11 protein-coding genes and 2 pseudogenes are annotated in these 12,215 nt (G+C 70.5%); 5 read left to right on the forward strand and 8 right to left on the reverse strand.

All coding sequences use genetic code 11. From position 1 onward, the window contains the following. Nucleotides 1-44: 44 nt before the first annotated feature. Complete coding sequence (locus CP981_RS01130) at nt 45-638, reverse strand: TetR/AcrR family transcriptional regulator (RefSeq protein ID WP_107429562.1); 594 nt, start codon at nt 636-638, stop codon at nt 45-47. A 115-nt stretch (nt 639-753) separates the two neighbouring features. Between CP981_RS01130 and CP981_RS01135 the strand changes: the two genes are divergently transcribed. After that, nucleotides 754-1,728 (forward strand): quinone oxidoreductase family protein, encoded by a 975-nt coding sequence (locus CP981_RS01135; RefSeq protein WP_085926613.1) that lies wholly within the window; start codon nt 754-756, stop codon nt 1,726-1,728. 222 nt (nt 1,729-1,950) lie between these two features. Here the strand turns inward: CP981_RS01135 and CP981_RS01140 are convergent. Together CP981_RS01140 and CP981_RS01145 are read right to left on the reverse strand one after the other, a co-directional pair. After that, a pseudogene (locus tag CP981_RS01140) lies at nt 1,951-3,189 on the reverse strand (transposase). Between the two features lie 197 nt (nt 3,190-3,386). Beyond that, the gene (locus tag CP981_RS01145) at nt 3,387-3,644 is read right to left on the reverse strand and encodes a hypothetical protein (protein WP_244330113.1); all 258 of its coding nucleotides are present in this window, start codon (nt 3,642-3,644) and stop codon (nt 3,387-3,389) included. Nucleotides 3,645-3,711: 67 nt separating this feature from the next. On the opposite strand from CP981_RS01145, the pseudogene CP981_RS38335 reads away from it, so the two are divergent. Next, nucleotides 3,712-3,804, forward strand: a pseudogene (locus tag CP981_RS38335) (IS5/IS1182 family transposase); the annotation flags it as partial. An 82-nt stretch (nt 3,805-3,886) separates the two neighbouring features. Here CP981_RS38335 and CP981_RS01155 read toward each other — a convergent pair. The 5 genes from CP981_RS01155 to CP981_RS01175 are packed head-to-tail and all read right to left on the reverse strand — an operon-like array spanning nt 3,887 to nt 8,067. Beyond that, nucleotides 3,887-4,453: a hypothetical protein gene (locus CP981_RS01155; protein WP_085926614.1), complete on the reverse strand. Its 567-nt coding sequence runs from the start codon at nt 4,451-4,453 to the stop codon at nt 3,887-3,889. Then, nucleotides 4,450-5,847: a hypothetical protein gene (locus CP981_RS01160; RefSeq protein ID WP_085926615.1), complete on the reverse strand. Its 1,398-nt coding sequence runs from the start codon at nt 5,845-5,847 to the stop codon at nt 4,450-4,452. Before CP981_RS01160 ends, CP981_RS01155 begins: the two co-directional genes overlap by 4 nt. Continuing rightward, nucleotides 5,844-6,653, reverse strand: coding sequence for an ABC transporter ATP-binding protein (locus CP981_RS01165; RefSeq protein ID WP_085926616.1), 810 nt, complete (start codon nt 6,651-6,653; stop codon nt 5,844-5,846). The genes CP981_RS01160 and CP981_RS01165 overlap by 4 nt, the downstream gene beginning before the upstream one ends. 32 nt (nt 6,654-6,685) lie before the next feature. After that, nucleotides 6,686-7,510, reverse strand: a complete 825-nt coding sequence (locus tag CP981_RS01170) for a zf-HC2 domain-containing protein (RefSeq protein WP_208852873.1) — start codon at nt 7,508-7,510, stop codon at nt 6,686-6,688. After that, nucleotides 7,507-8,067, reverse strand: a complete 561-nt coding sequence (locus tag CP981_RS01175) for an RNA polymerase sigma factor (RefSeq protein ID WP_190842012.1) — start codon at nt 8,065-8,067, stop codon at nt 7,507-7,509. Before CP981_RS01175 ends, CP981_RS01170 begins: the two co-directional genes overlap by 4 nt. Nucleotides 8,068-9,515: 1,448 nt before the next feature. Here CP981_RS01175 and sigJ point away from each other — a divergent pair. The 3 genes from sigJ (at nt 9,516) to CP981_RS01195 (ending at nt 12,172) form a co-directional block, all read left to right on the forward strand. Continuing rightward, nucleotides 9,516-10,406, forward strand: coding sequence for an RNA polymerase sigma factor SigJ (gene sigJ / locus CP981_RS01185; RefSeq protein WP_085926666.1), 891 nt, complete (start codon nt 9,516-9,518; stop codon nt 10,404-10,406). Nucleotides 10,407-10,498: 92 nt separating this feature from the next. Further along, a complete protein-coding gene (locus CP981_RS01190) occupies nt 10,499-11,125 on the forward strand; it encodes a flavodoxin family protein (protein ID WP_085926620.1) in 627 nt (208 codons plus the stop codon). Nucleotides 11,126-11,728: 603 nt separating this feature from the next. Next, entirely contained in the window at nt 11,729-12,172 is a 444-nt protein-coding gene (locus tag CP981_RS01195; RefSeq protein WP_143658992.1) for a hypothetical protein, read from the forward strand. Nucleotides 12,173-12,215: the final 43 nt, after the last annotated feature.

Below are 12,215 nucleotides of genomic sequence, written 5' to 3' on the forward strand. Positions count from 1 at the left end.
GTGGCCGTGGCCGTGGCCGTGGCCGGCGTCATCCCGGCGGGCCGTCACCCCTCCAGCATGCCGGTGACCAGCAGCCGCAGCGACACCGCAAGCCGTCGAGTCTCTCCCTGCCCCAGCAGGTGCACGATGGGTCCGTTCTGCAGAGCGCCGAGCAGGATATGGGCCAGCAACTCGGCGTCCAGGTCAGGGCGTTCCTCGGCGATCAGCGCGCTGATGTGGCCGTGCCAGAACCCGTAGACCGAGTGCTGTTCGCGCGAATCCTCCTGGGCGTCACGGGGGGCTGTCGCCGCCTGCCCGAGAGCGGCCAGCAAGCCTTTGTTCCGGCCGACCACGTCCACGACCGCGTCGAGGAAGGCCAGCAGTCGCTGCCTGGGAGAGGCGCCCGGGCCCAGCGGCGGGGGGCCGTCCGTCACCGATTCGTGCAGGGCGTGAGCGCGTTCCAGCATCAGCTCCCGCATCAGGCCCGCGCGGCTGCCGAAGCGGTGGAACACCGTGCCCTTGCCGACGCCCGCCGCGGCAGCGATGCGTTCCACCGAGACCTGCGCAGGAGGGTGTTCGGCGAGGAGGTTTTCGGTGGCCTTCAGGATCGCGCGGCGATTGCGTGCCGCGTCGGCGCGTTCGCGGCGGCCTTCCGCCATCAGTTCTCTCCTCATCCAGGACCATGCCCATAGACAACTGGACCACCGGTCCAGTACGGTCCGAATTGAACCACCGGTCCAGTTTAGGACACCGCCCCATTGAAGGAGAGTTGCCATGCGACGAATCCGCTACCACTCCTACGGCAGCCCCGAGGTCCTCGCCTTGGAAGAGGCCCCGGTGCCCGACCCGAAGGCGGGGCAGGTGCTTCTCCGGGCCGAGGCGATCGGCGCCAACTTCGTGGACACGCAGCTCCGGCGCGGCATGGCCCAGACCGAGCTCTACCCGCGGCCTTTACCCAGATCCCTCACCGGCGATGTGGTGGGCACGGTCGAGGCGGTCGGGCCGGACACGGACCCGGGCCTGATCGGACGGCGGGTTGCCGCGGCCTCGGAGGACGCTTTCTGCGATCTCATCGTCGCGGACGCGCGGTGGCTCGTCCCGGTACCCGACGGGCTCGACGCCGGCACGGCCAGCGCGCTCCCCGTGGCCGCGCCGGTGGCTCTGGGCGTGCTGCGCGCCGGGCGGCTGGCGCACGGCGAGACCGTACTGGTCCACTCCGCTGCAGGCGCCATCGGCCACCTCGCCGTGCAGCTCGCAAAGATTCTCGGCGCGGGCACGGTCATCGCCACGGCCAGTACGACTGCCAAGCTTGACTTCGTCCGAGCCCAGGGCGCCGACGTCGGCGTCAACTACACCGACGAGGACTGGCCGGAGAAGGTCCGCTTGGCCGCGCCCGGCGGTGTGGATGTCGTCCTCGACGCGGCCGGCGGCGAGGTTCTGCGCCGCAGTCTGGACGTACTGGCCCCGTACGGTCGGCTGGTGGCCTACGGAGCCGCGAGCGGCGAGCTCGGCAGCATCCCCGTCACCGACCTGTTCGCCCTGAGGTCCGTGACGGGGTTCTCCCTCATCGCCGCGCAGGCGGCCGACCCTGAGCGCGCAGTGAAGGGCCTGGCTGAACTTACCGAGTACGCCACCCAGAGATTGCTACGCACAGCGGTCCACGCCCGGCTGCCGTTGACCGAGACCAGCGAGGTGCACCGGCTCCTGGAGAGCCGTGCACAGCTGGGCCGCATACTGGCCGTCCCCTAAGGCGGCCGGCCAGTCCGAACGCCCGTTGTCATGGCTGACAGGCGGCCAAACTCAGCTCTACGTCGGCGCGTACCACGGGCGTCCGAGTGCTCCCGAGTGCCGCCAAAACCATTTCCCCCGCGCTCGAACATGCCCCGCGTAGATGCGCTCGTGGAGGAACCTTCCTATCAGCCACAGAAAGTGACAGATCAGCGGTTCAGGCACAGACCCTGAGCTTGTTCTTCATGGTCTGAGTCGGTTTCGTTCGATGGTGCTCTCGGGTCGTTTCACGGTCTTGCCCACGTCATAGCGGGTGGCGGCCCGCTGGTTCTTCGAGTCAAGTGGCCTTCCAGGGCCGGGGGTTGAGGGTTTCGGTGAACGGGCCGGACAGTGCAGGTGCGGGTGCTCGATGCCGAATCTCCTCAGGAACGCCTGCCAGCGCACGTCGACGTCCTGGCTGTTCAGACCGGTGGCGGACGACCAGCGTCAGAGTGGGAGCGGGTCGCCTCCGCCGGGCAGGCGGTCGACCTGGAGACGGATTAGCGTGCCTTCGTTGATGGGGAGTTCGCCGGTGTGGTCGATCCAAGCGGAGCGGGTGGTCAGGCGGGGGTGGATGCGGTCCCAGGCCATCGCGCGGGCGGTGCCGTACCGGTCGGTAACCTGCACGGTTGCCGCGTCCGGCTCGCCCCAGGCATCCGGCTCGACGAAGCGGAACTCCTTGCCGTGCTTCGGCGGTCGCCCGCCCCGGGGATAGGACAGGGCGTATTCCTTGAGCGTGGGCGTCGGCCGTCGCATGACGCGGTCGCAGCGCATCCGTCCCAGCACTTCGACCGGGAGGCCGTCGAGGAGGTGGGCCATGCGTGGGGCGTCGTAGCCGGCGTCGAAGACGATGAGGATGTCGCGGTCGCCGACGTGCCAGCGGCCCATCTCGATCAGGTCCGTGACCACACGGCGGAGCTGGGTGGCGGTGACCTCGGCGACGTCGTCCTCGGGTCCGAGACGGACGGCGTCCACGAGCTGACACCAGGACGTCCGGCCCGATTCGAGGGCGGCGACGAAGGAGTACGGCCAGCCGGGGATGAACTGCTCCGAGGAGCGTCCGCTGCGGCCGTAGACGTGGCAGAACAGAAGGTCCGCGCTGGTCGGCGCGTCGGGGCGGAGCCAGTGGCTGACGTCGACCGCCAGGACCAGGCTCCCGTCGGCGGCCTGCGGCATCGGCAGACCGGCCAGCACCTGCCGCAGTCGGGGCACATCCACGTTCCCTTGGTTCAACGCCTCGTACATCGGGCCGTGCCCACGCCGGTGCTCGACCACCAGCGTGAGGTCCACCGGCGAGGTCACAGGACCGTCCGCGCACAACAACGCGTCGACGAGCTCGAACATTTCGTCCCCGCGCACGGTCAGACAGTCGAATAAGTCCTCCCGGAAGGGTGACGCCTTCGCGAACGCTTTCCCGGGACCGGCGTCTGGCAGCAGACTCACCGTTCACTGGCCTTCGTCTCGATCGGTGCACCTTGGTCGGAACACATGATCAGACGAAGGCCGCCCCAGCGTCCCGCGAATACCCAGGTCAGCGACCCAGTTCGAGACGCATTTCGACGAACAAGCGCACATCGCAGGCCGACGCGCCGTTTCGCCTTCGCTGGCGTCTGGGAGACAGTGCTGCCGGGTGTGAGTGGTCAGTCTCCCTGGGACCAAGCGGCACTCGGCAGTGACAGGTAGACGCCGAAGTCGACGAGCCTGGTTGCGGCGCGGATGTCCGCGTGGAGCGCATCCACGCGCTCTTGGCGGTTGGCTTCCCTGCTGGCGGACCACTTCGACTTGATCTCGATCACCACCGTCAGGCCGCTACGGTCCAGCGGGCTCAGAGGCCGAAAGCGGATCTCGACATCCCCGGGTTGCAGCTCGCCGTCGTACGGCTCCTCGGGGCACTCCACAGCCAGGGAACCAGATGGGGCAGCACCGAGCCGAGTTCGCGTAGCCAAGGCTCGGGCACCGTGCTGGATAGCCCCGTTCACCGGGCTGAGCACGCGGCAGTTCGGCAAGCTGATCACGGCGCTGCGGCAAGAGGGCGTGGACCCGGGGCGGCGGGTGCGCGGTGCCCGGGCGTCGTCGCGGTGACTGAGCACTTCAGTCCGCGAGCTTCGCCGGCTGAAGCGCTCGGCGCGGGGCGTGTCCGTTACCGTCTTGGTCCTGCGATGGCGTACACCACGGTGCCGCTCGCGAACAGGGCCCACGCGGTCCCGGTGGACGCCGTCGTGGCGGGGGAATAGGTCATCCACATGACCACGTCTCCCGCGGCGCCGCCCGGAGTCGGTCCAAAGAGGGTGAACGCGAGCCAGCCGGTCGGCAGGGTCCATGCGAACTGTGCCCCGCACAGCGCCGCCCCGAGCGCGGCCAGGCCGACCAGGCCCGCGCTGTCCCGGACGACGACCTCGGCGGGGGCGAGCTTCACTCCCGCCGCCTGGACCGTCAGCAGCGCCGCACCGGCGCACGCGCCGGCCAGCAGCACGTGCGCCGCCCGGCGGGGCATCCACCGGATCGCGGCCGTCCTCTCCAGCACCGCGTCCCACCCACCGAGCCCGACGGAAGCGGCCGCCACGTTCGCGGTGAGGACCAGGACCGCCATCGCCTGATCCACCGGTCCTGGGCCGTGGAGGGCCCACACCGCCAGCGCGACGAGCGCGACCGCGGCGGCCGAGGCGGGCACCTGCCGTGAACGGGCGTAAAGGATCAGCCACCTCATCGCGTCGCCTTCCCCGCCAGCACCGCAAGCTGGTGGTCCGCCGCGCAGGAGAGGCCGGCGGTGTGCAGTTCGGCGATCCGCGAGCGCTGCTCGGCCGGTGACAGCGCCGTCAGCCTCTGCCAGGCGACGTCGGCGTCCGGCCAGATCGTGCGCAAGTACGCGTCGCTGCCCCTCTCCGCCAGTGGTTGGAGCCGGGAGTCGTGCAGTGCCCAGCTCACGGCGACGCTCTGGACAGGGACGTTGCCTTGCCCCCCGCCCTCCCGGTCGTCGTTCCCGTAGCAGCTGGGTGCCAGACCCTGGGCGATCAGCGCGCGGGTCAGTTTCCCACCTGTCGCATCGGCGAGCAGCCGGTCGTCGAAGTCGACCAGCACCACGTCGCCGGAGGGTTCGCGTTTGTCGGCGATCGCGCGCAGCCTGGTGTCCTCCCGCACCGCGTTCGGCGCCTTGTCGCCCAGGACCTCGTGCAGCACGCGCAGCGCCTCCGTGCCGCGCCGCGCGAGCTCGGGCAGGCGTGAGCGGTTCGCCTGCGTCACGCACACCGGTCCGTCGCAGACCAGGGCGGCGGCGGCCTTGTCGACGACGTAGGTGTCGCGTGCAGCGGCCGGGAGGACCAGCAGGGCCAGGGCCGCACCGGTCAGGACGGGGATCACCGCAAGCAGCCGGGCCCGGCGGGTCACGGCCGACAGCAGTGCGAAGCCGGTGGCGAGCAGGCCGAGCAGCCAGAGTGTCTGACCGAGGTGCACGGAGCCGGACAGGGTCAGCAGCATCTCCCGCGGCTCCGCGGTCACCGGGAGCAGCTGGGCGAGCCGGTTCGGCGCGATGCTCGACGGCAGGGTCTCGTCACTGTTCTGCTGTAGAAGGGCCGTCAGCATGAGGAAGAACAAGACCAGGCCCGGCGGGGTGAGCACGGAGGGCAGGGCTCGCGCGACGCCCATGCCGAACACGGCCCCCGCGACGAGGGCCAGCGCCGCCACGAGTGAGATCGGCAGCCAACCGAGCGGTGTGTAGGTGGTCCGGCCGAGGGCCACCTGGACCCCGCCCACGAGGACCAGGAGGCCGAAGCCCGACGCCAGCGCGAGCGCCATCGCACCGGCCGGCAGCGCCGCACGGCGCCAGGCCGGCCGCGGCACGGTCGTCAGCAGTTCGGCCATCCGCGAGCGGGGTTCGCGCAGCCCGTACACCGCTCCCGTGCCCACCGCGAGCGGCCACAAGAAGGTCAGCAGGGACCGGGTCCACAGGGCCATGGAGGTCCACTGGGCCGTCCACCCCGCGGTGCCCCTCCACCAGAGCCCGTCGTACAGACAGAAGATCGCCAGACTGCCGCCCAGGACGACGATGCCGGGCCACGGGGCGACGGAGCGCTTCAGCTCGATGCGCAGTACACGTCCGGTCACCAGGTGCCTCCCCGCTGCCCGGAGTTGCGGAGCAGCGCCGAGTAGCCGCGCTCCAGGGGGCTGTCGCCCGGGAAATCGGTGCTGCCCGCCGCGGCCAGGTCCTCCGGCGTGCCCTGGAAGACGAGGCGGCCGTCGGCGAAGAGCACCACGTCGGAGCAGGCGGCCGCGACGTCCTCGACCAGGTGGGTGGAGACGACCACACAGGTGTCCCGGCCCAGTTCCTGGAGCAGCTCGCGAAAGCGCAGTCGCTGCGCCGGGTCCAGGCCGGCCGTCGGCTCGTCCAGCAGCAGCACCGCGGGGTCGTTGACGATGGCCTGGGCGATGCCGGCCCGCCGCACCATGCCGCCGGACAGGGTCTTCATCCGATGGTCGGCGCGGTCCGCCAGGCCCACCCGTTCCACGGCCCGCTGGACGGCCGCGGGGACGTCCGCCTTCGGGACCTCCTTCAACCAGGCCATGTACTCGACGAACTCACGCACCGTGAAGCGCTTGTAGTAGCCGAAGTCCTGCGGCAGGTAGCCGATCCGGCGACGCAGGGCCCGGTGGTCGACCATCCTGCCCAGGGAGGTGCCGAGCAGCTCCAGTTCGCCCTCGGTGGGGTGCAGCACGGTGGCCAGCGCCCGGATCAGGGTGGTCTTTCCCGCGCCGTTGGGCCCCAGGAGGCCGTGGGTGCCGATGCCCAGGGAGAGGTCGAGCCCGTCGACGGCCATCTTCTTCCGTCCGACGCGTACTCTCAGGCCACTGGCCCGGATCTGCCAGGCATAGGTTTTCGGCGCGGTGTCGGCCGCGCTCGTGGTGGGCGTCATGCGGTAGTCCCTTGCGAGGGTCGACGATGGTTTCACAGCGTTGAGTACGCGTTTCTGCGGGCGATCACGGCGCCGATGCCGAGCGCCAAGAACAGCCCCCACGAGGGCAGTTGGTCCGGCTGAAGGACACGCTCCAGGTCAACAGGGCCGTGGTCGGTGGCCCACGCGAGTACCACGACGACGCCCCAGGCGCCCACCAGCCCGGTGGCGGCGCGGGTCACGCCGACCACGCTGCCCAGCGCCAGGGCGGTGGAGGTGAAGGCCAGGGAGGGCAGCAGCCACTGCGCGGCCGTCATCGTTCCGGTCAGCCATCCCTCCACCAGGAGCGCGGGCAGGACCACCACGAGAACCGCCGCGGTGCGCCGGAGGAGCAGGGGCAGGCCGGCTCGGGCGGTCGAGGCCGTCAGTTCGTGCGCCGGGTCCAGGCCGCGCGACCACGATGCGGCGACACCGCACAGCGGCAGCACGGGTGCGATCGCCAACACGGGAGAGACGCCGCCGAGGAACACGGGCCGCGCGACTGCGTCCAGCAGCAGCGCCATCAGGGTGACGAGGACGGTCATGGCCAACCACGGGGCCATGACCGGCGTCAGCCAGGCAGCGACCCACCTCGGGCGGTGTCGCCGCGAGGGCGCCCTGACGGCCGCGTCCAACTGCGGTTCCAGACCGGCCCGGACGGTGTCGACGAGCGCGGCGATGCCGGGCGCCTCGGTGGACACACAGGCCGCCAGGTGGCCCCGGCACAACGCGCAGGTCTCCAGATGGGCCTCCAACGCCCATACGGTGTCCGCGGCCATCGTCGCGTCACCACGTGCGTAGTCGTCGATCAACTGCCTCGACGCGTGTTCCCCGCTCATGTCAGCGCCTCCCGCATCGCGATCCGGGCCCGGCGGGCGCGGGTCTTGACCGTGCCTTCGGGCAGTCTGAGCAGGACGGCGGTCTCCCGGATGGAGAGCCCGTCGAGCACCGTGGCCCGTAGCACTTCTCGGAGTTCCGGCGCCAGCTGCCGCAGGGCGTCGCCGACGTCGCCGCCGACGGTCCCGGCGAGTGCCTCTTCCTCCGCCGCGGGCACCACCGCCCGCTCGGCGGCGGCGACCGGCGGTTCGGCGTGGTGGGCACGGCGCCGGAACGCGTCGACGAGGCGGCGCGCCGCGATCGTCCACAGCCACCCGACGGCAGTCCCGCCGACCGCGCTCCCGGCGAACGCACCGGCCGCGCGCCACACCGCCAGATAGGTCTCCTGCATGACCTCGGCGACGATCTGCTCGTCCGCGCAGCGGCGGCGCAACCGCACCGCCAGCCACGGCGAGGTGCGCCGGTACAACTCGTCGAACGCCCCGCGGTCACCTCTGGCCACCAGCCGGACAAGGCGTTCCTCATCCAGTTCGTCCAGTGCTCTCCTGCGTGATCTCACACCAGCCAGACGCCCGGTTCGGCGCGCAGGTTCTGGATCCACTGTGAACTGAGTCACAGACGCCCGTATGTTCCTGCGGCCTGAGCACCGCGGAGCCTCGAGGGTGCAGGCCGCGTTCCGCGCCGCCTGCCTCCGGCCTCCTCGGTCGCGGTGGGCTCGGACGACGCAGAACACCTGCGTGAGCTGGTCGACGCCCTGCACCTCAATGCCGACGAGGCGACAGTGCGCCAGTACCGAAAGCTGCTGCGCGACCACTCGCGTCGTCAACGGGCCTGAAGTTCGCCCACGATCCGTTCAGCCGCGATCCGGGCTGGCGCAAGCTTGGGATCGGCCTCGTCGGCCCAGCGGCCGACGACCTTCGTGCAGTAGAACAGCGTCATCCGCAGCCCCTCCCTACCTTCCAAGTCCTCGCGACGCTCCCGCCACATCCGTTCCGCAAGACCAGGGGCCACCAGAGAATTCCCCCACAGCGAGGCAGCGTCCAGGGCGGCGACCGCGCCCTGGCCGGGCACCAGTACATCCGCCGCACCATGCAAGCGCTCGTCCGGCGGGTGCGCGAGCGCCCCGGTGCCGATGTCGCCTCGCGGCTGGCAGCCGACCCCTTGGGCGCCCCGGTGGACGAGAAAGCCGTCACTGCCGCCACACAGCCCCTCTCCGACGCCGGGTGGAAGCGCACAGTGGACGGGCGATGGATCCGCTGGACGTCCCCCGCCGGGGACGCTGGGGTCCAGTTCGATGCCTTCGCCGCCCAGCATCCGCAGCCGTCACTCGCCACCTGGACCGTCTGGGCCGGCCCCGGCCCCGACCGCCCCACCTGGATCCTCACAGCGTCCCCCCCACACCCCGAGTTCGCTGCTGGCCGGCCTCTCCGAAAACCTCGTGCACGGAGTCAGCACCCGCCTAAAACACCCCGCGGGCCACGAACACAAGACGCCCCTCGGCACCACCCCGCCGGCCACGCCAGCAGTCGTAGCCGGCCCCACTGCCAGCCGTTCACGCTGATGACAAGTACAGCAGAGCGACGCCACGCAGCGCGGGACCGCGGGTCAGCCAAACCGGCAATCGCGCATGATCAGGTCGATCTTGTGGACCCGATGGGTCGTGAGGACGGCGTTGATGCGGTTCCCGTACTCACGGCGGGCCTTGCGCTGGGCTGGGATCGTTTGCGCGAGCAGCTCGCCGAACTTCGGACGCTGGAGCGGGCGAAGGCGGCTGGAGGCGCCAGCCTCCTCTTCGAGGACGACCCCCGGGGTGGCGAAGGCGGTGGGCCTGCTCGATCGCCTCTCGGTAAGTGGGTGTTTCACAAGTCCGCCCTTTCCCACTATGAGATACCGCCGTCCTACGTCGTCGGTCTGAGCGGGCTCGCTCGCTTCTGCGGGGCTGTCTTCGAAGATCCCGAGTTCGGGTGGCTACGCTGGATCCGCATGCTGGAGGAGGTTGCGATCGGTATGGGTGATGGGCACGGGCCCGGACGGTCTGAGCAGGAGGAGGCGCTCGGAGCCGGATGGGAGAGGCACCGGCCTGCGGTTTTCGGCGTGGCCTACCGGCTGCTGGGGAGTGTGGCTGATGCCGAGGACGTGACCCAGGATGTGTGGTTGCGGGCGGCCGGAGCGGATCTGCGGGACATCGGTGATCTGCGGGCCTGGCTGGTGACGGTGGCCGCGCGGCGGTCGTACGACATTCTCAAGAGTGCCCGCTTCCGTCGGGAGAGCTATGTCGGGCCGTGGCTGCCGGAGCCGCTGCTGACGGGGCCGGACGCGTCGCAGCCGGTACTCGTCGATGAATCCGTCAGCTCGGCGATGCTGCTGATCATGGAAGAGCTGAGCCCGCCGGAGCGGGTGGCTTTCGTCCTGCACGATGTCTTCGGTCTTGAGTTCGGCAAGATCGCCGAAGTGCTGGACGTCTCCGTGCCGGGCGCCCGGCAGCTCGCCTCGCGGGCGCGACGGCGGGTGGCCAAGGCGAAACAGTCCATGCCGCAGGCGTCGAAGGCGGAGCGCGAACGCGTCCTCGCGGTTTTCCGCGCCGCGTACGAGGCCGGGGACCTGGCCGGCTTGGTCAGGCTCCTGCACCCGGACGCCGTCTTCGTCACCGACGGCGGCGGCAAGGCATTCGCGGCACGCAAGCTCATCCACGGCGGCGAGCGCGTTGCCGAGGTCATGGTGCGTGTGGGACGCCGGTGGCGTCCGGACCGTATCGCCTTCGCTGAAGTCGGCGGCGAGCTCGCCCTGGTGTCCTACCGCGAAGGCCGGGTCCAGTCCGTGGACACGGTCCAGATCACAGACGGTCTGATCACCACGTACCGCAGGGTCATCAATCCCGACAAACTCGTGCGCGTCTGAGCTGTCACACCTGGAGGGGCTACCTCGTCTCCCTGGTGAATTGACCGCCTCGCGCCGCGCCACGCGGCACGATCCTGAGGAGCCCTGCCATCATGACCACGCCTGCCCCGGCCGCTTCTTCCGCCGCTGCCGTCCCGCCGGTCGTCGCCATCGCCCATCACTCGGGCTTCGGCCACACCTCGGTGCTGGCCGAAGCGGTGCGCGAGGGCGCCGCCGACACCGGGGCGACCGTCCACCTGGTCAAGGTCGACGAGATCACCGAGGAGCAGTGGGCGCTGCTCGACACCGCCGACGCGATCGTCTTCGGCTCGCCGACCTACATGGGCACCGCGTCCGGCGCCTTCCACGTCTTCGCCGAGGCCACCTCGAAGCGCTGGGCGACCCGCGCCTGGCAGGACAAGCTGGCGGCCGGCTTCACCAACTCCGGTTCAAAGAGCGGCGACAAGCTGCACACCCTGCAGTTCTTCTCCGTGCTGGCCGCCCAGCACGGAATGCACTGGATCAACCTCGGCCTGCCGTCCGGCTGGCACTCCACCACCGCCTCCGAGAACGACCTCAACCGCCTCGGCTTCTACCTGGGCGCTGGCGCGCAGACCGACACCGACCGGGGCCCGGACGGCGTCCACGAGGCCGACATAGCCACCGCCGAACACCTCGGCCGGCGAGTCGCCGCCCAGGCCGCGGTGTACGCCGCCGGTCGCGCCGCGGTCGCCGCCTGATCCGCCTCCCACGGGTGCCGGGCGCCGGTGAGCGACGTACGCGCCCGGCCCGCGCGCCCCGTTCCGCGCGTGCCGCCCCTACAGCCGGCGTCACGCGGCCTGGACGAGTTCGCCGGGCCGCGGCGGGGCGGCGCTGGGGTAGTGGCGGGGCCGGGCCAGGCGGCGGGTCATCAGCGTGATGACGGCCGTGTTGAGCATCGCTTCCGTGTACGCGGGGAGGCGCTCGCTAGTCTCTGACCAGCCGCCGGGCGTGCATCCACCAGCTTACGAGCCGGTATAGCACCAGCCCTCGGCCCGCACGTCTCTTCTTGGGCCGCGGCTCGGCCGGACGCAGAGGTGCGCCGCAGGCACGGACCTGCGGCGCACCGTGGTGGCCGGTGAGCGGCGCAGCTCACCGGCCGGTTCAGGCCGGTCAGTGACCGTGGCGTCCCCAGCTTTGACGCACCCAGATGCCCCATGGGTTACCGGGGTGCGCAAGCCTCGCCGGGCTCTGACTGCCTGAACCGATATTGAGGAGGAAACCTGGAGGCACTGGCGGTGTGGGCATGGGCAGCCTCCGAAAGTCGGTGGCATGACAGCGCCGCCGCTCGTACGGTGCCCGCTATGAATGCCACGCTCCCCCGCCCCGTCCGTGGAGTGAAGGTGTACTCACGACAGACGATCGGGGCATGCGCGCCGACCTACGGACGAGTAGAGCTGGACTTCGAGCCGGCGTCGGCGTCAGCCGCCTCGTCCATCGAGTTCGCGTGTACCGCCGAGCCCGAACCATCGCCAGAGTACGAAGAGTCCCTCGCCCAAGGCATTCTGTGCGAGCTGGCCGCGACGGACATCAAAGTCCCCGACGCCTACCGCGGCCCACCGGTGAGAGCACGTGTGATCGTGCGTGCCGTGTCCTGGCACTGGGTCGACAGTTGCGAGCTGACCTTCGCCCGCCTGGGCGCCCTCGCAGTACGGGAAGCACTGTCCTGTGTTTCGGAAGACCGTGAACCGCAACTGATCGAGACAAGAGTCAGCCTGACCTTGCCTCAGCATTTCGGAGCGCGTTGACCCCGACCGGCAAGAAGCCCGCCAGGCAGCAAACGTAACGAGG

Source organism: Streptomyces platensis (genome assembly GCF_008704855.1).
Taxonomy (GTDB): Bacteria; Actinomycetota; Actinomycetes; order Streptomycetales; family Streptomycetaceae; genus Streptomyces; species Streptomyces platensis.

Coding starts and splice junctions, on each gene's coding strand:
- CP981_RS01130 (WP_107429562.1), bottom strand. CDS start 638: ATGGCGGAAGGCCGCCGCGAACGCGCCGACGCGGCACGCAATCGCCGC.
- CP981_RS01135 (WP_085926613.1), top strand. CDS start 754: ATGCGACGAATCCGCTACCACTCCTACGGCAGCCCCGAGGTCCTCGCC.
- CP981_RS01155 (WP_085926614.1), bottom strand. CDS start 4,453: ATGAGGTGGCTGATCCTTTACGCCCGTTCACGGCAGGTGCCCGCCTCG.
- CP981_RS01165 (WP_085926616.1), bottom strand. CDS start 6,653: ATGACGCCCACCACGAGCGCGGCCGACACCGCGCCGAAAACCTATGCC.
- CP981_RS01170 (WP_208852873.1), bottom strand. CDS start 7,510: ATGAGCGGGGAACACGCGTCGAGGCAGTTGATCGACGACTACGCACGT.
- sigJ (WP_085926666.1), top strand. CDS start 9,516: ATGGGTGATGGGCACGGGCCCGGACGGTCTGAGCAGGAGGAGGCGCTC.
- CP981_RS01190 (WP_085926620.1), top strand. CDS start 10,499: ATGACCACGCCTGCCCCGGCCGCTTCTTCCGCCGCTGCCGTCCCGCCG.
- CP981_RS01195 (WP_143658992.1), top strand. CDS start 11,729: ATGAATGCCACGCTCCCCCGCCCCGTCCGTGGAGTGAAGGTGTACTCA.